The organism is Rhodanobacter sp. AS-Z3, assembly GCF_029224025.1.
Taxonomy (GTDB): Bacteria; Pseudomonadota; Gammaproteobacteria; order Xanthomonadales; family Rhodanobacteraceae; genus Rhodanobacter.
In genome coordinates this window covers 1-21,799 of sequence record NZ_CP119392.1, presented here as the reverse complement: position 1 = coordinate 21,799, position 21,799 = coordinate 1, and the positions used below count along the sequence as shown (strand labels likewise).

Annotated in this window: 17 protein-coding genes; 9 read left to right on the top strand and 8 right to left on the bottom strand. The window is 60.8% G+C overall.

The genetic code is table 11. From position 1 onward, the window contains the following. Positions 1-91: 91 nt before the first annotated feature. The 7 genes from PY254_RS00085 to PY254_RS00055 form a co-directional block, all read right to left on the bottom strand. Positions 92-2,959, bottom strand: a complete 2,868-nt coding sequence (locus PY254_RS00085; RefSeq protein ID WP_281013452.1) for a TonB-dependent receptor domain-containing protein — start codon at positions 2,957-2,959, stop codon at positions 92-94. Positions 2,960-3,158: 199 nt separating this feature from the next. Beyond that, complete coding sequence (locus PY254_RS00080) at positions 3,159-4,496, bottom strand: aspartyl/asparaginyl beta-hydroxylase domain-containing protein (RefSeq protein ID WP_345781820.1); 1,338 nt, start codon at positions 4,494-4,496, stop codon at positions 3,159-3,161. 76 nt (positions 4,497-4,572) lie between these two features. Continuing rightward, positions 4,573-6,306, bottom strand: a complete 1,734-nt coding sequence (locus PY254_RS00075) for a M1 family metallopeptidase (protein WP_281013451.1) — start codon at positions 6,304-6,306, stop codon at positions 4,573-4,575. A gap of 91 nt (positions 6,307-6,397) precedes the next feature. Then, positions 6,398-7,777 (bottom strand): leucyl aminopeptidase family protein, encoded by a 1,380-nt coding sequence (locus tag PY254_RS00070; RefSeq protein ID WP_281013450.1) that lies wholly within the window; start codon positions 7,775-7,777, stop codon positions 6,398-6,400. Between the two features lie 82 nt (positions 7,778-7,859). Next, positions 7,860-8,561 carry an HAD family hydrolase gene (locus PY254_RS00065; RefSeq protein ID WP_281015274.1) on the bottom strand — a complete coding sequence of 234 codons (702 nt, stop codon included), beginning with the start codon at positions 8,559-8,561 and terminating at the stop codon, positions 7,860-7,862. Positions 8,562-8,572: 11 nt separating this feature from the next. After that, positions 8,573-9,850 carry a LysM peptidoglycan-binding domain-containing protein gene (locus PY254_RS00060; protein ID WP_281013449.1) on the bottom strand — a complete coding sequence of 426 codons (1,278 nt, stop codon included), beginning with the start codon at positions 9,848-9,850 and terminating at the stop codon, positions 8,573-8,575. 224 nt (positions 9,851-10,074) lie between these two features. Continuing rightward, positions 10,075-11,490, bottom strand: a complete 1,416-nt coding sequence (locus PY254_RS00055) for a Do family serine endopeptidase (protein WP_281013448.1) — start codon at positions 11,488-11,490, stop codon at positions 10,075-10,077. A gap of 409 nt (positions 11,491-11,899) precedes the next feature. Between PY254_RS00055 and PY254_RS00050 the strand changes: the two genes are divergently transcribed. The 9 genes from PY254_RS00050 (at position 11,900) to PY254_RS00010 (ending at position 20,894) form a co-directional block, all read left to right on the top strand. Further along, entirely contained in the window at positions 11,900-14,038 is a 2,139-nt protein-coding gene (locus tag PY254_RS00050) for an adenosylcobalamin-dependent ribonucleoside-diphosphate reductase (protein ID WP_281013447.1), read from the top strand. 104 nt (positions 14,039-14,142) lie between these two features. Further along, a complete protein-coding gene (locus PY254_RS00045; RefSeq protein ID WP_281013446.1) occupies positions 14,143-14,940 on the top strand; it encodes a hypothetical protein in 798 nt (265 codons plus the stop codon). Between the two features lie 125 nt (positions 14,941-15,065). Continuing rightward, positions 15,066-15,812 (top strand): TSCPD domain-containing protein, encoded by a 747-nt coding sequence (locus PY254_RS00040; RefSeq protein ID WP_281013445.1) that lies wholly within the window; start codon positions 15,066-15,068, stop codon positions 15,810-15,812. 248 nt (positions 15,813-16,060) lie between these two features. Next, positions 16,061-17,371, top strand: coding sequence for an ATP-dependent nuclease (locus PY254_RS00035; protein ID WP_281013444.1), 1,311 nt, complete (start codon positions 16,061-16,063; stop codon positions 17,369-17,371). Positions 17,372-17,479: 108 nt separating this feature from the next. Further along, the gene (locus tag PY254_RS00030; RefSeq protein WP_281013443.1) at positions 17,480-17,785 is read left to right on the top strand and encodes a hypothetical protein; all 306 of its coding nucleotides are present in this window, start codon (positions 17,480-17,482) and stop codon (positions 17,783-17,785) included. A gap of 120 nt (positions 17,786-17,905) precedes the next feature. Beyond that, positions 17,906-18,367: a Tse2 family ADP-ribosyltransferase toxin gene (locus PY254_RS00025; RefSeq protein ID WP_281013442.1), complete on the top strand. Its 462-nt coding sequence runs from the start codon at positions 17,906-17,908 to the stop codon at positions 18,365-18,367. Positions 18,368-18,387: 20 nt separating this feature from the next. Continuing rightward, complete coding sequence (locus PY254_RS00020; RefSeq protein WP_281013441.1) at positions 18,388-18,627, top strand: hypothetical protein; 240 nt, start codon at positions 18,388-18,390, stop codon at positions 18,625-18,627. 128 nt (positions 18,628-18,755) lie between these two features. Continuing rightward, positions 18,756-19,736 carry an IS5 family transposase gene (locus tag PY254_RS00015; RefSeq protein ID WP_281012184.1) on the top strand — a complete coding sequence of 327 codons (981 nt, stop codon included), beginning with the start codon at positions 18,756-18,758 and terminating at the stop codon, positions 19,734-19,736. A gap of 804 nt (positions 19,737-20,540) precedes the next feature. Next, positions 20,541-20,894: a hypothetical protein gene (locus tag PY254_RS00010; RefSeq protein WP_281013440.1), complete on the top strand. Its 354-nt coding sequence runs from the start codon at positions 20,541-20,543 to the stop codon at positions 20,892-20,894. Positions 20,895-21,345: 451 nt separating this feature from the next. Here the strand turns inward: PY254_RS00010 and PY254_RS00005 are convergent, their stop codons facing one another. Next, positions 21,346-21,732, bottom strand: a complete 387-nt coding sequence (locus PY254_RS00005; protein WP_281013439.1) for a hypothetical protein — start codon at positions 21,730-21,732, stop codon at positions 21,346-21,348. Positions 21,733-21,799: the final 67 nt, after the last annotated feature.

Here is a 21,799-nt window from a genome sequence, read left to right as displayed (position 1 = left end):
CAGTACCCATTATGCAAGAGGGCCGCGATAGTTCGCGGCCCTCTTGGGTATTCACTCCGATATTCCGGAGTTCGATTGTTGGGTCAACAGATCAGAACTTGATCGTCGCCCGTGCCCAGTAATAGCGTCCAAGCACATCGTACGTGGCGGTATCCACGTTGTAGTTGGAACCGTTCTGGTAGATCAGCGGCGGCAGCTTGTTGCTCAGGTTGTCCACGCCTATGTCGAAGCGAGTGTGGATGGAGGGCACCGCGTAGCCCAGCTGGATCGAGTGATAGACCACCGATGCCATCGGGATGTTCACGCCCGGTATGGCGGCGTCGGCGTTGAGTGCGGTCAGCGAGTTGACGTAGCGTGACTGCCACTGTGCATTCCAGTTGCCCTTTTCCCAGTTCACCGTGACCGTCCCGCGCAAGCGCGAGATGTTGCCGAACTGCTGGCTGTACGTACCCGCGTAGTTGATGGTCTTCGCCCCCGGCTCACCCGGCGTGGCGTTGTTCTTGTAGGTGGAGGTGTAGCTGGTGCTCAAGCCAGCGCGGAAGTTGCCCGGGTCGAAACCGCCCACGTCGAAGTGCGGAATCTTGTAGCGCAAGGTGTAGTCGACGCCACTGGTGCTGGTATTGCCCAGGTTGACCACCGGTGTGTTGATCAGGAACACCTGGCCTGGCTGCCGGCTGCTGGCGTTCTCGCGCTGGATGAACGAGCAGTACGGGCTGCTGCTGCTGTTGTAGCAGGAGCTGACTACGGTGTCGGCCTGGATCGCTGTCAGCGTGTTTGACAGGTAGATATGCCAGAAGTCGAGGCTGGTCGACAGGCCCGGCAGCCAGTCCGGATCGTAGACCAGGCCGATGTCGACGGACTTGCCCTTTTCCGGCTTCAGCGTCGCGCCCACGGTAGTGGCACCGGAGTAGAACGTGTTGACCTGTGCGGGCGAGTTGCCGGCCCAGTTCACCGGAACGTACTGGCAGGCCGCCGCATGTGCGGCCAGCTCGGTGGCCGAACGTCCGACACAAGGATCGTTGAGGTTCGGCTGGACCAGCGTGCGTCCGTCGTAGAGCTCATCCAGGTTGGGCGCGCGGAACACTTGCGAGATGGTGCCACGGAACAGCAGGTCGGCGGTGGGTCGCCATTCGATGGCAATTTTGCCGTTGGTGGTGGTACCGGTGGTGCTGTAGTTCGACGAGCGAATGCCGATGTCGAGATTCAACGAGTGAGCCCATGGCTGGTCGGACAGCAGGGGAATCAGCGTTTCTGCATAGACTTCCTTGACGTCGAAGTTGCCGCTTCCGGGCGAGCCGCAGGCCTCTTGCAGGATCTGACAGGTGGTGGTTACCGGGTCGAGTACGGCAAACGAACTCACCGTGTAATTCATGGACTGCTTGCGATACAGCACGCCAGCCGACACCTGCATGGCACCCGCCGGCAGGTTCCACAGTTCCCCACTGGTTTCGAACTGGGCTTGCTTGGTCGATTGCGTGAACAGATAGACCGGTGTCTTTACGCCCTCCTTCAACTTCGCACCAACCGCGGGATCGGCCTGGTTGAAGATGTTGGCGCCGCCATCCACGGCAGCCTGCAAGGCCGGAATGTCCACCTCGTTGGTGTCACGTTGATCGCGTTTGGTATGGCTGTAATTGATCGAGGCATCCCAGATCCAACTGCTATCCTGGCCGAAATTGCCGCGCAGGCCAGCGTTGACCTGACTGGTATCGGTCGTGTAACTGTGCACGCGCGTGCCGGCACCGGTCAGGCGGGTCTGGAAGTTGTAGCCGCTGTTCGGGTCGCCCGCCACCGGGTTCTGGCTGAAGGTGACGCCGAACGGATTGATCGGATTGCTGGAGGAGATGATCAGGCCATCGCCCGTACCGACCGGCGACGGTGCATCCTGGCCACTCGACACCGTGTGGTTGTAGAACGCATCCACGAAGCCGGTCAGGTTGTCGGTGAAATCGTAGCTGCCCAGCACGAAGCCGTTGGTGCGCTTCTGCGCGGTCTGGATGTAGTTGAGCGCCGCGTAGTTGTACGTATCCGAGCCCAACCGGCAACGGTAATCACCCAGCGCCGAACCGTTGCCCTGCGCCAGAGTCACGTTGGCGGTGCCGCTGCTGTTGATGGTGCAGCCGTACTGACTGGCAATCGACGCCGGCAACTGGATACGACCGGTCGGAATGGAACTGGAGCCGGCCGCCACCACCGAGCCGCTGGACAGATACAGCTGCTGCTTGGAGAACGAGCGGCGTTTGCCCAGCACCGCGTCGTACTTGTTGTAGTCCAATCCGGCAGTGATGCTGAATTTGTCACCCGTGGCGCCTGCGGTCAGGTTGAAGCCGTGGCGCTGGGCATCGCCGTGGCTGGAGATGCCGTCATTGAGGCTGATCTGGGCACCCTGGAAATCTTTGCGCAGGATGAAGTTGACCACGCCACCGATGGCGTCCGAGCCGTACACCGTCGAGGCGCCTTCGGCCAGCACGTCGACCCGATCGATCATTTCCGTCGGGATCAGGTTGAGGTCCGGATTGGACATGCGCTGGCCGTTGACCAGCACCAGGGTGCGATTGATGCCCAGGCCACGCAACGAGACGCGCGAGGCGCCATCGCCAGCTTCCAGCAGCGGACTGGCCACGCCGCCGCCATTGCTGTTGTTCGAGGGGTTGGTGGCGTTGCCGGAGATGCTCGGCATCGCCTGCAGCACATCACCCAATACCGGCTTGCCGGAGTTGCTGAGGGCGGCGCGGTCCAGCGTCACTACCGGGCTGGCTGTCTCGACGTCCACTCGACGGATCAGCGAGCCGGTCACCGTGACCGACTGCAGGTTCTTTGCGTTGCTTTTGGAAGGCGGCGTGTTCTGGTCGGTCGAGGACGGAGTATCCGTCTGCGGTGTCTGCGCCTGCGCGACGCCTGCGACACCGAGAATGCCTGCGGTCAATGCCAGTCGCACTGCCAGCGATAAGTGATTCATGCCGTATTTCATGGAGTCTCCCCAGTAAATGTTGGTTTCCGTTCCCAGCCTTCGAACACGTCGAGTCCCCCCCCGGGGTACAGGTTGCACAACCTGACGTTTATCGTCGGTGCCGTGCAACCGCCCGCAGATTACTACCAGAATCGATTCCAGATACAAGCTTTGCGATCGATCTGGCCGTCGATTCGCCAATCCTCGATCAGACGGCCACCGATGGTACGGGTACCGTGGTGGTGGATCGGTTGAAGTCGCCAATGGCCGCAACCAGATCGGCTACCGCCGCCTGTTCGGCCTCGCTGAGGTCGGGGTTCCAACTGTCCAGGATCAACACCACGCGGTCGCGCTCGCTGCGGTTCCACGCTTCGTGTTCAAAGGTATCGTCGAAGGTGACGCAGCGGCCTTCTTGCCATACGTGGGTTTCTCCGCCTACGCGCAAGGCGCAGTCTGGCGGCACGATCAGCGGCAGATGCGTCACCAATCGCGTATTGGTGACGCCTCGGTGCGGCAGGATGTGCGTGCCCGGACGCAGCACCGAGTACAGCGTTTCCGGCGCATGCTCGCGAACCCGCACCAGCGGCAGCGAGTCGAGCAGTTCGCTGGTGCGCGGGCAGCGTGCGCATTGCTGGTCATGGCGCACGCCGTGTCGATAGAAGAAGAAAGCATCCCATGCGGCTTCCTGGGTACCCGAAGCGCCCAGCAGTTCGCCGGCCACGGCTTCACTGGAGTTGACGCCAAGGAAGGGCACCAACGCCTCCTGCGCATGTGCCAGCACGGCCCGCAATTCCTCACGGATCGTTTCAACCGCCGCCTCCAGCTGCGCGTGCGCAGGGAAGCGTTCGCGCGGATAGAAGGTCCGACTGGGAACGCCCGGGAAGTAAAGGAATTTTGGCCGTTGTCGCGGGTCGGGCAAGTCTGCGGCCTGCTCACCGAGATAAATCGCCAGGCACTGGTCGACACGACTCAGTTCGGACCGTCCGTAGCGCTGCCGCAGCGGCTCGATGACGGCGTCGAATAATTCGCGCCGGCCGGCAGCCACGAAACGGGTGGCGTGCTTTACCGCATCGCGCAGCCCCGGCGCCGTGGTGTCGTCACTGAGCCAGCGGCCCTGTGCCTGCGCGACGTCAATCGCCGCGAGGTAGCTCAGCATGGCGTCGTACCCGCTGCCGTGCTGCTCGAGTGCCACGCCCAGGCGCAGGCGTGCGACGAACATTCCCGGCGCGATCTGCAGGCCTGCACGCAAGCTGTCGATCGCAGCGGGCAGATCGCCCGCCAGCATCTGCACTTCGCCCAGCCGATGCAGCACCGCGGCATCCCGGGGTTGGGCGTGGTGCGCGGCGAGCAACAACGCGATGGCGTTTTGTGGATTCCCCTGTGCCAGTTCGCGGGTGGCGAGGAATTGCAGCGCCTCCGCGTCATCGGGCAAACGTTCGAGCAATCGTCGGAACGCCTGCTCGGCCGCCACCAGATCGCCACGCTGCCACGCTGCAAGCGCCTGCTCACGGCAGCTTGCAGCCGCGCTCTGGGACATCGGGTTCATCGCAAGGCTTCTCTGGTTGACCGGTCCGATGATTATAGGAATGGGCGCAGAGCGCCAGTTGTCGTGATCACGGGGACTATTTGCGCGCCGATTTCGCTGCCCGCTGCTGCATGAACCACTGCTGGAATTCGCCCACAAACGGCACCTCGCGCAGCACTTTCGAGCGCGGGTCGATGATCAGCAGGCTGCCAGCGGGTACTTGCAGTTGGCCGCTGCCGTCGGTCATTGGCAAGGTGTGCACGCTGTCGCCCACCTGCACCTCGATCGGCATCGGAAACGGCTTGCCGTGTTCGGTGACCCAGCGCAGCTTCAGTGTGTCGCCGTCACGCTGTTCGTCCAGCCGTGGCAGCTTGGCATCACGCAGGTAGACGTCGAAGAACCAGTCGAGCTTGCGTCCGGTCACCTGATCGACGATGGCGATGTAGTCGTTGGTGCTGGCGTAGCGCGGCTTGAAATTGCCGGGCCTGGGATTGGTACGGCCATAGACCAGCCGACGGGTGCTGTCGAAGAACGCCTGGTCGCCGATCAACTGGCGCAAGCTGTGCAACATCAGCGCGCCCTTGTTGTAGATGTCCTGGCCTGGACCACTGGACTCCTGGTAGACCTGCTCTTCGTTCTGGCTGTGGCCGGAGACGAGCGGGTGCTGGTTGCGCAATCGCAGGCGCAATTCATGCAGCCAGGCGTAGTAGTCCATGTCGCCATTCAGATACTGGCTGTAGAGCGGCTGCATGTAGGTGCCGAACCCTTCGTGCAGCCACATGTCGTCCCAGTCGGCATTGGTTACCTGGTTGCCGAACCACTCATGTGCGAACTCGTGCTGCAGCAAGTCGTCGAAGCCGTAACCGTTCTTGCGGAAGTCGTTGCCGTAGGCATTGATGGTCTGGTGTTCCATGCCCCTGTGCGGAGTTTCCACCACGCCCACTTTTTCGTCGCCAAACGGGTACGGTCCGATCTGCTGTTCGAAGAAGTCCAGCATGCGCGGAAACTCGCCGAACAAGGCCTTGGCGCCTTCGGCATGCTCAGGCAGATACCAGAGCTCCATCGGGATCGTGTTGCCGTAGCGACTGGCGTAGTTGCCCTTGAGCAGCTTGAACGGACCGACATCAATCGCGATGGCGTAGGTGTTCGGATGTTTCGCGCGCCAGTGATAGGTGTGTTGATTGCCGTGCTCGGTGATGCCGACCAGCACGCCGTTGCCGGGTGCGGCGAGCGTCTTCGCTACCGTTATGTAGGTGTCGACCAGATCGGGCTCGCCTTGTGGCTGGTCGATGCATGGCCAGAACAGGTCGCAGCCCTCGCCTTCGACGGCGCTGGCTACCCATGGCTGACCGTCGGCGGTGTGACTCCAGACAAAGCCGCCGTCCCACGGCGCTCTTTTCGCCACATGCGGCTTGCCGCCGTAGCGCACGGTCACCCGGACCTTGCCACCGGTCGCCAGCATTTTGGGTAGCGCGATGCGCAAGCGGCCATCCGGATTGCGCCATGCGCTGGTGGCCAGCAACTTGCCGTTGAGATCGATGCCACTGATCGGCAGGTTGCGGTCCAGGTCCAGCAGCAGTACGTCGGTGGCAGCTTTCGCGGTGAAGCTCAGCGTGGCGCTGGCATCGATGCGTTGCTGCGCCGGCGCCACCGTGAAGTGCAGTTCGGCGTGATCGAAATTCACCCGTGCCTGTTCGGCCGGCATCACGCCGCCGGAATCCAGCGTTTGCCTGGTCAGTACCTGCGCAGGGGCTTCGGCCGCGAGCGCGCTAGCGACGCTGGTGAGGCTGAAGGCGACAGCAAGGACCAGCAGATGCGGACGCACGGACATGAGGCGGCTTCCGACGGGGAGAGTCCTGCCAGCATGCAGCCTTTTCATGCATGCTGACAACAGCCGAGGTCCTGTGCGCGGCGCCGCTTGCTTACCCGCCGTAGCGCTGCTGCAGGTAGGCGAACACGGCGCGCAGACCCATCGCCTCACCGCCACGCGGGCGGCCCGGTCGATCGGCATCATTCCAGGCGTAGGTATCCAGATGCAGCCACGGTGTGCCATCGGGCACGAAGCGTTCCAGATACAGCGCGGCGGTGATCGCGCCGCCGTGACGTGACGGGCCGGCGTTGGCGAAGTCGGCAAGATAGGAGTCGAGCATCTTGCGATACGGCCGCCACAACGGCATCTGCCACAGCGGATCGCCGACCGCCCGTCCCGCCGCCAGCAGGGCGACCGCGGCTGCTTCGTCGTTGGCGAACAGCGCCGGCAGATCCGGGCCCAGTGCCACGCGCGCGGCGCCCGTCAAGGTAGCGAAATCCAGCAGCAAATCGGGTTCCTGCTCGGCGCCATAGGCCAGCGCGTCGCACAGGATCAAACGACCTTCGGCGTCGGTGTTGTCCACTTCCACGGTGTGACCGGCGCGGGTGGTGATCACTTCACCCGGGCGCATGGCGTTGCCGGCTACCACGTTCTCCACCGCAGGAATCAGCAGGGTCAGCCTGACCGGCAGGTTGGCCTGCATGATCAGACCGGCCAGCGCGATCGCGTGCGCGGAACCGCCCATATCCTTTTTCATCCAGCGCATGCCGTCGCTGGATTTCAAGTCGAGCCCGCCGGTGTCGAAGCAGACGCCCTTGCCGACCACCACCAGCTTGGGATGCTCGCGCTTGCCCCAGCTCAGTTCGATCAGCCGCGGTGCGCGATGGCTGGCGCGGCCTACGGCGTGGATGGTCGGGAAGTTTGCCTTCAGCAACTCATCGCCCACCCAGTCGCGCACTTTCGCCTTGTGGGTCTTGCCCAGCGCGCGAATCGCATCGCTTAACTGTTCCGGCCCCATGTCCTCGGTCGGCGTGTTGACCAGGTCACGCACCAGGGCGGTGGCTTCGACCAGTGGCGCCAACACCTGCAGCTCTGCCTGAGCCACGGCCAGTTGCGCCGGTGCGCGTTTCGGTTGCCGATAACGGGTGAACTGGTAAGCACCCAGTGCCCAGCCCAGAGCGGCCTGATGGCGGTCGCCGAGCACACCTTCGTCGGCAAGATGGTAGGTCGCTTCGGGCAGGCTGCACGGCAGCGCGGCGAGCGCACTCAGCGGCTGCTGTGCATCGACACCCACCAGCACACGCACCAGCTTGCCCGACGGATCAGACAGCAACGCAAACGTGCCCGCTGCTGCCGCGAAACCGCTGTCGCCCAGCCAGCGCTTTTGCGCGGCGGTGAGCCGGCGCTTGCAGGCGGCGTAATGCGCGGCGTCGGTTGTTTCGATGGCAATACTGTGGCGGGTGTTCGACTGGCGTTCGATCAAGGCAGACATGCAAGGTCCTTCAACGTATGTCGGCCGTGTAGCTGCCGAACTCGACAAAACCCCAATGATGCGCGTAATCGAGCTTACTTGCCTACCCGTGTGGATGCTGTGCTTCCAGCCAGTCCGCCAATGCCGTCATGTCGCGCAGGTCCAGCTCGGGTGCTGCGCCCAGCGCGTCAGGCCAGGCGATACCGTCGCGATTGATCCACGCGGTACGCAGTCCGGCATCGCGCGCGCCGGCCATGTCCATCAGCGGATCGTCACCAACGTGCAGGATCTGTTGCGGCAGCACGCCAAGCCGTTCGGCCGCGCTCAGGAAGATGCGTGGGTCCGGCTTGGCGATGCCGCTGTCACGCGCGCAGATGTGATGGACGAAATGCGCGTCCAGCCCGATCCGCCCAAGGTCGGCATTGCCATTGGTCAGGCTGGCCAGCGGCCAGCGCGCCGTGATCCGCTGCAGTGCCGGCAGGCTGTCCGGATACAACTCCACCCGATTACGCGCGGCAAAGTAGATTTCCCACAGCACCTCGATCGGCGCATCGTCCACGCCGCAGCTGGCAAACGCATGTTGCAGGGTGAGCTGGCGCTGGGTGGTGAAGTCATGCGCCAGGTCCAGCCGCTCGCTGGCCACCCGCGCGCGCAACTCGCGCATCGCGGTGATCGGCCACGCCTGCGCCACATCGGGATGATGTTGTTGCAGCCATGCGTCGACTGCCTGGTCGGCGTGTTCCAGCGCCGGCAGCACCGGCCACAAGGTGTCGTCCAGGTCCAGTGTCAGCGCGAGGATCGGCACCATGCCCGCACTCATTGACCGCTGACGATCAGCACCTGGCCCAGTTTGATCTGGTCGTTCTTCAGGTGATTCCACTCGCGCAACTGGCTCACTTCAACCGAGTGTCGCTTGGCAATCGTCGACAGCGTGTCACCCTTGACGACCGTGTAACGGGTGTCCGCCTGTGCGGTGGTGGTGGGTGCGACGCTCGGCGCGGGCGTGGCACTGCCCTGGATTTTGCTCAGGCGCGCGTTCTGCTGTTCATCGTTGCGACGCTTCTCCATCGCCATCCGCGCGGCCACGGTATCGCCGGAGGTCGGTGCCACCGCGGCGCGCGCCGCATAGGTAGCGCCCGGTGCCGATACCGGCGTGCCGTGCGGCATGCGCACGCCCAGTGCGGCCAGAATGTCGCTGCGTCGGGTATCGTCCAGCGCGGTCAGTGCGGCACCGTCCTGATACGGCAACACTGCATGCTTGCGCAGCGCCGCCTTGCCCGGCTCGCTCTGCACGAAGTCGACGAAGGCCTGCGCCTGGGTCGCCTTCGGGCTGCTGGGGTTGGTCACCAGGTAGAGCGGAATGAACAACGGGTAGCTGCCGTCGGCGATGTTGGCGACAGTGGCCGACTTGCCGTTGATCGGAATGGCCTTCAACTGCGAGTTGCCGCTGATGCCGGCGAGCGTGGCCACGCCGAAACCATTCGGGTTCAGTGCAATGCCTTCTTCCAGCTTGCGCGTGTTCACGTACAACCGCGGCGCCGCCACCGGCTGGTTGCCACGCCCGAACAGCAGCGTGCGCAGGCTGTATTCCACGCCGTCGCCGGGGCTGGCCACCGCATACACATCGATCGGTGCATCGCGACCGCCGACTTCGCTCCAGTTGTGGATCTTGCCGTAATAGATGTCATGCACCTGCTTCAGCGTGAGGCCGCTGACCGGGTTCGACGACTGCGTGATCAGCACCAGCCCGTCCCACGCCACCGGGGTGAAGGTGAGGCGCGCATTCTGCGCGGTGTCGTCGGCCGGGCGCGCGCTGCCGGCAAGGTCGGCGGTGCCGCTGGCCACCGCGTCGATACCCGAGGCGGTGTTGAACGGCTGCAGCTCGATGCGGCCGTGGCCGGTCTTCTCCCATGCCTTGGCGACTTCATCGACCACGCCATTGGCCGTCGCCACGTCGCCGCGCCAGATCAGGCTGCTCTTGGCTGGGGTCGCCGCCTTCGCTTTCGCCTTGTGGTGAGTTTTGGCAAGGGCAGGGGTGGCGAGGCAGGCGCCTATCAGGGCGATGGACAACAGGCGTAGAAAACGAACAGGCATGGTGATGGAGAACCCCGGCATGATGATGTGGATGCTTGATGGACCGAGTATGGCGCCTTGCGGGCGCATGCAGGCTGAAGCAGGGCGAGTATTTCATCGGCCCGGCTAGCAAACATCAAGCACTTTCATGCGTTTGCGCACAAGCAGTCGCCCGGCCTGTGCGCCGGAACACGCGCCGGGAGCGATCCCGGCCACGCTTTTGCCCGATTGACGCGCTGTGCGGCTCAGTCGATTACGACGTAGCGCGTGCCCTCACCATTGGCCACCACCAGCACCAACTGGCGCGGCTTCACGCCGGCCAGCCCGCGCAACACATGCAGGCTGGTGATGCGCTGGTTGCCCACGCCGATCACCACGTCATCGCTGGCAAGACCGGCGCGCGCGGCGCGACTGTCCGGCTGCACCGAACTTACCGCCACGCCGTACCAGCCCTGGTTGCGCTGATCCTGGCTGAGCTCGCTGAACTGCACGCCGCTCAAGCGTGGATCGAGCTGGCTGCCGTCGACGCTGGCGCGCTTCTCGGCGGTGAGCGTGGCGTTGACTTCACTGAGCTTGCCCTCGCGCAGCACGCCCAGTCGCAGTGTGCTGCCCAGCGGCAGCAAGCCTTCGGCGTTGTTCAATTCCTGCACGCTGTGCAGCGGTTTGCCGTTCAGCGTGGTCAGCACGTCGCCGGCCTGCAGGCCGGCCCGTTCGGCCGCCGAGCCGTCGCGTACCTGGGTCACCACCACGCCGTTGCTGTCTTTCAATTGCAACAACTGGGCAATGCGCGGGGTGATCGCCTGGGTCTGCACACCCAGGCTGCCGCGCTGTACCTTGCCGTGCGCCAGCAACTGCGCCATCACTTCGCCGGTGATGCTGGTGGGTATCGCAAAGCCGATGCCGACATTGCCGCCCGAGGGCGAGAAAATCATCGTGTTGATGCCGACCAGTTCACCGCGCAAATTGACCAGTGCGCCGCCGGAGTTGCCGGGGTTGATCGAGGCATCGGTCTGGATGAAATTCTGGTAGCCGCCGTTGCCACCATCGTTCTGGCCCGGCGTGTTCTGGCCCAGCCCGGAGCGACCCAGCGCCGAGACGATGCCGGCGGTCACCGTCTGGCCCAGCCCGAACGGGTCGCCCACCGCCACCACGTAGTCGCCCACCTGCAGGCGCGAGGAATCGGCCAGTGGCAGCGCCTGCAGCTTCTGTGCCGGAATCTGCACCACCGCCACGTCGGTGGCCGGGTCGCTGCCGATCAGCTTGCCCTTGAATGTGCGGCCGTCCTGCAGTGTCACGCTGATCGCGTCGGCGCCGCCGACCACATGGTTATTGGTCAGGATGTAACCCTTCGCCGCATCCACGATCACACCCGAGCCCAGGCTTTGCTCGACCCGCTGGCGCGGCGTGCTGGGCAGGCCGAAGAAGCGGCGCATCATCGGGTCATCGAAATACGCATCGCGCACCGGCACCCGCGTGGTGGTGGAAATGTTCACCACGGCCGGGGTCACCCGGGTCAGCATCGGTGCCAGCGACGGCATCGGCTGGCCGTCGATCGCGGCGGGCAGGGTGGCCGCGTGGCCGCTGGATACGGCCACCAGCAAGACCAGTGTGGTCAGCGCCGGGCCGAGCCAGCGTGCCAGACGTGAAGATGAAAACTGCATGGGGCCTCCTTGGGCATGTCGATAGTGGCAGTGCTTCGACCGAACCGCGCCGCGACGGTTCCATCGTGCCAATAGTTGTCATGGGACTTTACTTCCAGCGACGTCGGGGTTAACTTCCCCCTTCGGTAACAACCACAACATCTTGTGTTCGATAGCTGGCACTCAAACAAGTGCTGGTGTCGGGCACCGCACTCTTGAGGGGGAGTCGTTGTTGTCGTAAACCGTTGGCACAGCTGGCTGGAGGGCAATCCTCACTGGCCTGGAAGTGTCGTCGTAACAGTCGCGCGCGGCCTTGCCGCATCAATATAAAAACCACGCAGGCCGTCGGGCCGCAGCGAGAGAGGTCTTGGAAACGATGAGCACAGTCCGTGCGCCAGCGAGTAGTTCAGCAACCAGTGCGAACCCCAACATGATTCCGGCGACCAGCCGGGATGCCGTCGTGGAGATTCCGCTGCAGCCGGCGTCGCAAGACATCTGGGACAAGAAGTACCGCCTGAAGAACAAGGCTGGCGAGCCGGTCGATGCCACCATCGATGAGACCTACCAGCGCGTGGCGCGCGCGCTGTCCGACGTGGAAACCACCGAGGAGCTGCGCGCCCACTGGTACGAAAGATTTCTGTGGGCGCTGCGCCGCGGTGCGATCCCCGCCGGCCGCATCACCTCCAACGCCGGCGCGCTGGCGCACAAGCCGGCCACCAGCACGATCAACTGCACCGTCTCCGGCACCATCCACGATTCGATGGATGACATTCTGGAGAAGGTCCACGAAGCGGGCCTGACGCTGAAGGCCGGTTGCGGCATCGGCTACGAATTTTCCACCCTGCGTCCGCGCAACGCGTATGTCTCCGGCGCCGGTGCGTATACGTCCGGCCCGCTGTCGTTCATGGATATCTACGACAAGATGTGCTTCACCGTGTCTTCTGCCGGTGGCCGTCGCGGTGCGCAGATGGGCACCTTCGACATCAGCCATCCGGACGCCAAGGAATTCATCCGCGCCAAACGCGAAGACGGCCGCCTGCGCCAGTTCAACCTGAGTCTGCTGATCACCGACGGCTTCATGGACGCGGTTGAAAACGACCAGGACTGGCCGATGGTGTTCCCGGTACACGTCAAGGAAAAGCACGAGATCGACGTCAACGATCCGAGCCAGGTGATCTGGCGCGAATGGCCGACCCACGAAAACTATGTCGATCGCGAAGACGGCCTGGTCGCCTGCAAGATCTACAGCCACATTCGTGCACGGCATCTGTGGGACATGATCATGGTGTCCACCTATGACTATGCCGAGCCGGGTTTCATCCTGATCGACAAGGTCAACGAGATGAACAACAACTGGTGGTGCGAACACATCCGCGCGACCAACCCCTGCGGCGAACAGCCGCTGCCGCCGTACGGCTCGTGCCTGCTCGGCTCGGTCAACCTGACCAAGTTCGTGCGTGATCCGTTCGGTCCCAAGGCCAGCTTCGACTGGAACGAATACCGCGAAGTGGTGAAGGTATTCACCCGCATGCTCGACAACGTGGTCGAGATCAATGGCCTGCCGCTGGAACAGCAGCGCAACGAGATCATGGGCAAGCGTCGCCACGGCATGGGCTTCCTCGGCCTGGGTTCCACCGTGACCATGCTCAAGCACAGCTACGGCAGTGCCGAAGCGGTCGCCTTCACCGAAGAAGTCTCGCGCGAAATGGCCGTGGCTGGCTGGGAAGTGGCGCTGGAACTGGCGAAAGAAAAGGGTGCCGCACCGGTGCTGCTGCGTGACTTCACCGTCACCGGCGACATGCTGCGCAAGCGTCCGGAAATGGCCAAAGACGGCTACAAGATCGGCGACAGCATCCCCGGTCGCGTGCTGCACGCCAAATACAGCCGCTACATGCAGCGCATTGCCACGGTGGCGCCGGAACTGGTTGAGCAGCTCGCCGAAACCGGCGCGCGCTTCACCCACCACACCTCGATCGCGCCCACCGGCACCATCAGCCTGAGCCTGGCCAACAACGCCAGCAACGGCATCGAGCCCAGCTTCGCGCACAGCTACTCGCGCAACATCATTCGCGAAGGCAAGAAGTCCAAGGAAAAGGTCGAAGTGCTCAGCTTCGAGCTGCTTGCCTACCGCGCGCTGATCAATGCCGATGCCAAGCCGTATACCGAAGAAGCCGGCAACAAGTTGCCCGACTACTTCGTCGCTGCCGACGACATCAGCCCGAAACAGCACGTGGATATCCAGGCCGCCTCGCAATTGTGGATCGACTCGTCGATCTCCAAGACCGCAAATGTGCCCACCGATTATCCCTACGAAGACTTCAAGGACATCTACTTCTACGCCTATAAACAAGGCCTGAAAGGATGCACCACGTTCCGCTTCAACCCCGCCGCGTTCCAGGGTGTGCTGGTCAAGGAATCGGATCTTGAAAACACCCTCTACCGCTTCGAGCTGGAGGACGGTAGTGTTGTCGAACTGAAAGGCAATGAGCAGGTGGAATACGACGGCGAGATGCACTCCGCCGCCAACCTCTTCGATGCCTTGAAGGAAGGGTATTACGGCAAGTTCTAGGTAGCGCACGCACCCCTTATCGGGTGCGGATGTTCCCGCTGGATGCGTCGATTCCCGAAAGGCCGCGACACGTACTGACATTACATTCGGAGGGGAACATCAGCATGTCCATTGATAACGAAGTTGAAGCAAGCAGCACACCCGATGCCGTCGAAGCACCGGCCATCACCCTTCCCGTGCTGCCGGACGTGCCCGTCGCGGCTCCTGCGGCTGCACCGGTGGTGGTGAAGAAGAAGGCGGCACCGCGCAAGAAGGCCGCACCGAAGCCGGTCGTCGTGGGCGAGGCTGCGCCGGAAAAGGCCGTAGCCAAGAAGGCGGCTCCGAAGAAGGCAGCCGCCAAGAAGGCTGCGCCGAAGAAAGCGGCAGCGAAGAAGGCTGCGCCAAAGAAGGCGGTCAAGAAGGCAGCAGCGAAAAAGGCTGCGCCGAAGAAGGCTGCCAAGAAAGCGGTGAAGAAGGCCGCACCGAAGAAGCCCGCCAAGAAAGTCGCGAAGAAGGCCGCACCGAAGAAAGTCGCCAAGAAGGCTCCCGCCAAAAAGGCGGCGCCGAAGAAAGCCGGGAAGAAGGCCGCGCCGAAAAAGGCCGCCGCCAAGAAGGCTGTCAAGAAAGCGGTGAAGAAGGTGGCCGGCAAGGTTGCCAGTGCCAAGAAAGCGGTCAAGAAAGTCGCCAGGAAAGTCGCCAAGGTGGTGAAGAAGAACGCCGCCAAGGTCGCAAAGAAGGTCAGCAGCAAAAAGTCGGCCCCCAAGAAGGCCGCAACCAAGAAGGCGGCAGTCAAAAAGTCCGCCAGCAAGAAAGCCGTCGCCAAGACGGTAAAGAGGTCCACTGCCAGCAAGAAGGCGATCGTCAAATCGGCACGCCCGGTGAAAAAGGCTGCCGGCAAGAAGGCCGCTGCAAAAAAGAAGTAAGCAACACCGCATCCGGTCCGGCCTTGCGCCGGGCCGGATGACTTGTTCCAGGCCGTGACCATCCCGGCATCGCGCTACCGCAACACCATCCCAGTACCCACATTCCGAATAACGAAGCGAACACCATGGCAATCAAGATCGACAAGAAGATCACCGGCTACAACGTGGTCACCTCCGAAGAGAAGGTTGCCAACGCGGCTGCCGCTGCCGCGAAGGACGCGCGCGCTGCCGAGCCCAAGCAGGCCGAAGTCATCCAGATGCACGAAAGTGTCGAGCGGCCGGAAACCCTGGTCGGCTCCACCTTCAAGATCAAGTCACCGCTGTTCGAACACGCGCTGTACGTCACCATCAACGACATCGTGCTCAACGCCGGCACCAAACACGAACAGCGCCGCCCGTTCGAGATCTTCATCAACTCGAAAAACATGGACCACTTCCAGTGGATCGTGGCACTCACCCGCCTGATGTCCGCCGTGTTCCGCAAAGGCGGCGACGTGACCTTCGTGGTGGAAGAGCTGAAAGCCGTGTTCGATCCGCGCGGTGGCTACTTCAAGTCCGGCGGCGTTTACATGTCCAGCATCGTGGCCGAGATCGGCTCGGTGGTGGAGCAGCATATGAAGAACATCGGGATGATCCATGATCCGGAGATGGATGCGGCGACGCGGCAGTTGATTGTGGAGAAGCGGGCGGCGTATGAGGCGGCTTCGGCGAAGAAGGTTGCCGATGCTGGCGCTGCTACCGAAGCGGGTGCGGGTGAGGCGTTGAGTTTTCCGCCGGGGTCGATGATGTGTGACAAGTGCAATACCAAGGCGCTGGTGTTGATGGATAACTGCCAGACTTGTTTGAATTGTGGGTATTCGAAGTGCGGGTGAGTTGAGAACCACTTTGAATCGTTCGCTGAAGGGTGGCCGCGAGGCTGCCCTTTTTGCTTGCTGTGTCCTGTGAAACGCATGGCGTGATTAGGTTGCCGGACTAGGCTGCGCGAAGAAGGACAAGTGATTGATTTGTGTAGGGTGGCGGCGCAAGCCGACATCCGGATGTCGGGATTAGGCTGCTGTATTAGACTGCAAAATGAAATCTACTTAGTGTTAGCCCGCTTTTCGCCTTGCTGGAGACCTTCGTGACATCGAAAGCCGAACTGATTTTCAATCCGTCGCTGCAGCTCTTCGCACAGACGCGCGCTGGCTCCCCACTAACGGTCCTGTCCGGCAGCAACAATAGCGGCAAATCGCTTACGCTCAAGTGGCTTAAGTCAGCACTAGGCCGCAGCGCGTACATGATTGGGACCAATCGTTTCTATCATGTCTACCATCTCTCGACGGGAATTCGCGACCCATCGCAGCTTGATCAATTTGAGAATCAGTTCCAATCCAACTTCAACCAGGAGAATTACAACCACGAACAAAACCCATTTGACCTTAATCAGATAATTATGGGGCTGAGCGACAAGAGACGGTCTGAGCTCTTTGAACTCTGCGGGAAGCTCATCGGCAACACCTTCTCCATGAAAAAAGTCGATAGCGAAAACGAATTGAGCCCGCGCTACATCGACATGGACGGGCAAAATTTATCTGTAGGCTCTACCGGCACTAGGCTTCTCATGACAATCCTTGGCATCTGCATGGACGAGAGATTCGAGACAGTTCTCATTGACGAGCCAGAGCTGGGATTAAGCCCTAAAGTTCAGCAGATGCTTTCCACGTTTTTCGATGAGCCAGAGACACGATCAAAAATATTTCCTCATTTGTCGAGGATCTACTTGGCAACGCACTCGCATTTGATGCTTAGCCGCAGAGACATAACTAGCAACTACGTCGTTTCTAAGAACGCTGCAACGATCTCAATCCAACGCGTCAAAAATATTGGCGAATTTCATCGGCTTCAGTTCAATCTGCTAGGCAATTCGCTTGAGTCAATGTATTTTCCGTCCGCTATCGTCGTCGTGGAAGGAAAAACAGATCACGCGTATCTAGACCGCGTGTTACAGCTCCAGTTTCCCGAGAAGCGCATCGCCGTCATCCACTCCGGCGGAGACGTCAAGAAAAAGGTGCACTCTCTGAAGGAAACGCTAGGCGAACTCGACAAGTCGCCGCTAAGAGCGCGTATTTTTGTCGTCCTCGACTCAGTACACCAGCCAGGCCTTCGTGATGAGCTGACGAAGCTTGGCGTGCTCGAAGAAAACGTCGTCACATGGTCACAGAATGGGATCGAATACGTGTATCCCCCAAAGGTTGTGGCCGGGGTTTTTTGCGCCAGCGTGGAAGATGTGCACAATCTCTCGCTGGTTGGCGACAGAATTTCACTTAATGACATAACGAAGACGAAAAACGAGCTCGCGGCTTCAGTTGTTTCGTTGCTTAGGGAAGACAGCGACCTGCCGTCTGAACTCGTCGAAAAGCTGATCGACCCGGTGTCCGCTGCGATCATGTAGGCGCGGTGTAAGAAAAAAAGGGGTCAGGTTCATTTATCCATGCGTAGGAGATGAGCCTGGCCCCTTGGGTTATCCAACGTTGGTGACGCCGCCCAAGGATTTCGATTAATGAAAGCAACAGTTGCTATCATTGTCTATATAGCCAGCGTCATAGCCTCCTTGCTAATAGGCGCCAATATTGGCGAGAGAAAGGCAACGACTCATGCGTCGATCGAGGTCAACGGCATTCAAGCAGACCTGCTTTTCAATCGCATTCTAGACGAGCGAAAGATGCAATCCATGCTTTCCAGGGGATGCGTCAGCGAGGCTACGCTTGAGCTGGATATCAATGAGGATCAGGATATGAGAAACAGGGGTCAGAGTGTATTTAAATCGGCAGAAAAGGGGTCAGGTTCATTAAACCGTATGCGGTAAGAAAAGGGGTCAGGTTCATTATCCGGGAAAAGGGGGCGGGTTCTCATTAGGCCGCGCGTGGTAAATGAACCTGAGCCCTTCGTTTGATCCGTTTGTTCTGTTTGGATGAGAGGACGTGGAATGTCTGATGAATTGAGAAGGATCTACACCGAAGCGGGTAAAGCGGATCGTTTCTGGGAGACGGCGACCCCGGTGGATCTTTGGCGGGCGCAAAAGAATACCGACTACCAGGCCGGCATCGACGCATTGTCCCCACACCTTGGCAACGAAACTCGGGTGGCCGATGTCAAGATTGTGGATCGAGATGGCAAGCGTGTCGTACTTGGATGCCGTTGCATCAAGGGCGACTTCCGCGGTGTTTCCACGTTCGACATGAAAGTCACGTGGTTCGGGTCGCGGACCACCAAACATTTCAAAATTCCGGCTGGCACAGCTATTCCTCCCGGAATTGCCGTCACCAAGGATCACAAGAACGCCCAAGGGGCGTATCACTATACGATCGCACCCAAGGACGACATGCCGTTGGCGCTCTTTTTGGAATGTCTCGGTGTTGTCTGTGGCAAGACCAATCTGCAGCTTTGATCCACGCACCGGAGCCCATCATGCTCGAAAGTACCAATGCGCTGATTGGCGCACTCGCCGCCGTCATCCGTGAAATGAAGCGTTGTCAGAATGAGTTGGATAGCGGCCTGCTTGCCGAGCAAGCCGAGGAGGATCTTGGCGTCTTTGCAGAACAGCTGCATGAGGCATATGCAGACTTGGCTGCGGAATACGAGGCGAGACTTTCTCTCCATGCTGGTTTGCTGGATGTGGACGCACTGCGCCGACACTTTGAGTCGTGAACGAACAAAAGGGGCGGAGGTAATTAGGTATGGATAATTGCCTCCGTCGCTTTTGATTGCTAAGGATGCTCTGATTTATTCCCCGTCTGCGGCATCATAGCCAGCAGTCCCCAGGAAGCCCATCGCCGATGAAGCAGCGTTCGTTCGCCTCGTTGAGTTTTGAAGTCAAGAAGAAGCCGACACGTCGTGAGCGGTTTCTGGGTGAGATGGACAAAGTCGTGCCGTGGGCCGACCTGCTGGCGCTGATCGAACCGAGCTATCCGACCTCCGGTCGTCGCGGTCGCCCGCCGATGGCGGCATCGACGATGCTGCGGATCCACTTCATGCAGCAGTGGTACGCACTGAGCGATCCAGCGATGGAAGATGCGTTGTACGAGATCGAGTCCATGCGCCGGTTTGCCGGGCTGGAGCTAAACGAGGACGCGATTCCGGACGAGTCGACGATTCTGAAGTTCCGTCGCTTCCTGGAGCAGCACGGCCTGGCGGTGAAGATCTTCGAAGCGGTCAATGCGCACCTGAGCGGCCAGGGCCTGTTGCTACGCCAGGGCACGATCGTGGATGCCACGATCATTCAGGCGCCGTCCTCGACCAAGAATGCGGACAAACAGCGTGACCCGGACATGCGCCAGACGAAGAAGGGCCAGCAGTGGTACTTCGGCATGAAAGCGCACATCGGGGTGGACGTGGAATCGGGGCTGGTGCATACGGTAACCACGACACCTGCCAACGTGGGCGACGTAACGGAAGTGGACAAGTTGCTGCACGGCCAAGAGAAGACGGTGCATGCCGATGCCGGCTACCAAGGCGCCGAGAAACGGGCACCCAAGCGCGGCCGCACGTGGCATATCGCGGCCAAACGCGGCAGCGTGAAGGCGATGCCCGAGGGCGATTTGAAGGATGCGGTCAAGCACACCGAGCACATGAAGGCCGCGGTTCGAGCCAAGGTGGAGCATCCGTTCCGGGTGGTGAAGCGGCAGTTCGGCTATCAGAAGGTGCGCTTCAAGGGCTTGCTCAAGAACACCGCTCAGATACTCACGCTGTTCGCGCTATCCAATCTGTGGATGGTGCGACGAACGTTGCTAGCGTCCGCAGGGGAGGTGCGCCTGTGAGGCGGGAAATCGAGGCGATTGGAGGTAACCCAGCACGGCGATGGCGGCGATATGCCTCACAATCTGCCTTTTGGTCGTAGTCAATCCATATTTTTAGCACGGCCGTCTGGACGGCCATTTTGAACTTAATTGATCAGAGCATCCCTAATGCTCTATAGAGACTCACGATCCATTGCCCAACCAGACGGAGCCCGCTCATGCCTGCGATGTTGGATGTATCAGCAAGAACGGGGTCAGGTTCACTTAACCCAGACGAAGTCGTGAATCTGACGCTGTTCTTGTGAAAGCTCAGCCTCGGTTCCCTTTTCTTCGATCCCCGTGGCGCCTCACACCTGATGCCTCTTGAACCAGCCCGGCGTCCGTTCCCAGGCTAGCTTGGCCGCGGCTTCCTAAGTGCCCACCCAAGAACGGGGTCAGGTTCACTTACAAGCGTTTGAATTTACAAGAGCGGGGTCACGCGGTAAATGAACCCGTCCCGTTTGTTTGACCCCTCTGTTTGGAGGCGTTGCGTCCGGTTTGGTCCGTAGCTGGGCCCCAAATACAGAGAAGAACGGGGTCAGGTTGAGGTGGCCCGGAAATAGTTGCCTCCATCCCCTTTTGACTCCGCAGAGGTGCACGAGAATGCAACGAACGGCTTGTTTGGCTCTACTAAGTGCAGGCGCTTTTCTCTTTGCGTATGCCTCTTCCGGGCAAGCGGCTGAGCAGCGCCAACCAACGTCTCAGAGTCCCGTCGGATATCTTCAGTGTGACAAGCTTTCGAGCGCGTGTTCGCTGAAAGCAGCCAGGTTGGCCATGACGAGGCCCGTGACTTTCAGCGTACAAGAAGTGTGGCAATACCATCCGCAAGAACAAAAGTGGGCGTACCTGGCGATTCCCGCGATCGATGACGACGTGCTGGTCACTCCAGCGCCGCTGGTCCTTGGAGCAAATCCTGATCCGACGGTCCACGTAATTACTGCTACAGCAGGATTGTTCTGGGTGAAATGGACGGAGAATGGCGTCCCTTTCAAGAGAGTTCTCCACGCGGGAATGCTGTGCAACGACGTGCTTATCGGGCCGAAAAGAAAAGGGGACTTGATCGCAACCTGTGTTTCCGGAAAAGATCATGCAACCGCTGCCTATGTCCCCGATCCTGAAATCTATTGCGTGAAAAAATGAAGGGCCGGAAGAAGCAGGGGTCGAAGAAACAGGAAGAACAAGAACGGGGTCAGGTTCACTTAACCCAGACGAAGTCGTGAATCTGACGCTGTTCTTGTGAAAGCTCAGCCTCGGTTCCCTTTTCTTCGATCCCCGTGGCGCCTCACACCTGATGCCTCTTGAACCAGCCCGGCGTCCGTTCCCAGGCTAGCTTGGCCGCGGCTTCCTAAGTGCCCACCCACCACACCTTCCCCCAGCTCGCCCAGCCCGTTGCACTACGCGCCTAAAACCACAGGAGCGAAGCGATGGGCAAGAAGATCGAGGGCTTTGATGTAAGCGTGTCGGTGTCGGCGTGGTAGCTGGTGCGTGCGCCGGTGGAACAAGGAGGCGGAGGGAATGGAATTCCCTCAATTGCTGCGGTTCCCTTGGTTCCATTGGATCTTCTTTTTGCGAATTTTGTCCTCAACCGATATCACTGTCCTGCGGAATTGCTGCGCATCCGACCGCCGCCTGTCGCTGTGCACGTGGGATGCATCTCCACAAGAAATGCCATCGGATCGATCGCTACGGCGAGCTTGCCCGCCAGCACCTGTTGTGTGTCGAGCATCCGCTTCAATACGGTCGTGGTCAGGTTCCTAGCCTCCGAGAGGCCAATGCCTGTCCAGAAAGTCCCGCCTTGAGTGTCGGGTTCACCGAGCTTCACATATTGATCCCCCTTGACGACCGCAAACATGACACCGAGCGCAACGACAAGGGAGCCGATTCCTTGTCGCTCATACCCGACCGCCGTCTTCAGCTTGGAGAAGCAAGTGGTACTTTCTTCGCGGCTCAGCGTCATCCACCCCATGCGCTGCATCACGTTCTTTTGTACCCGAAGCAAGCCGCCAGTGGCGCTGTGCAGGTTGAGACTGTAGTTGCCCCATATA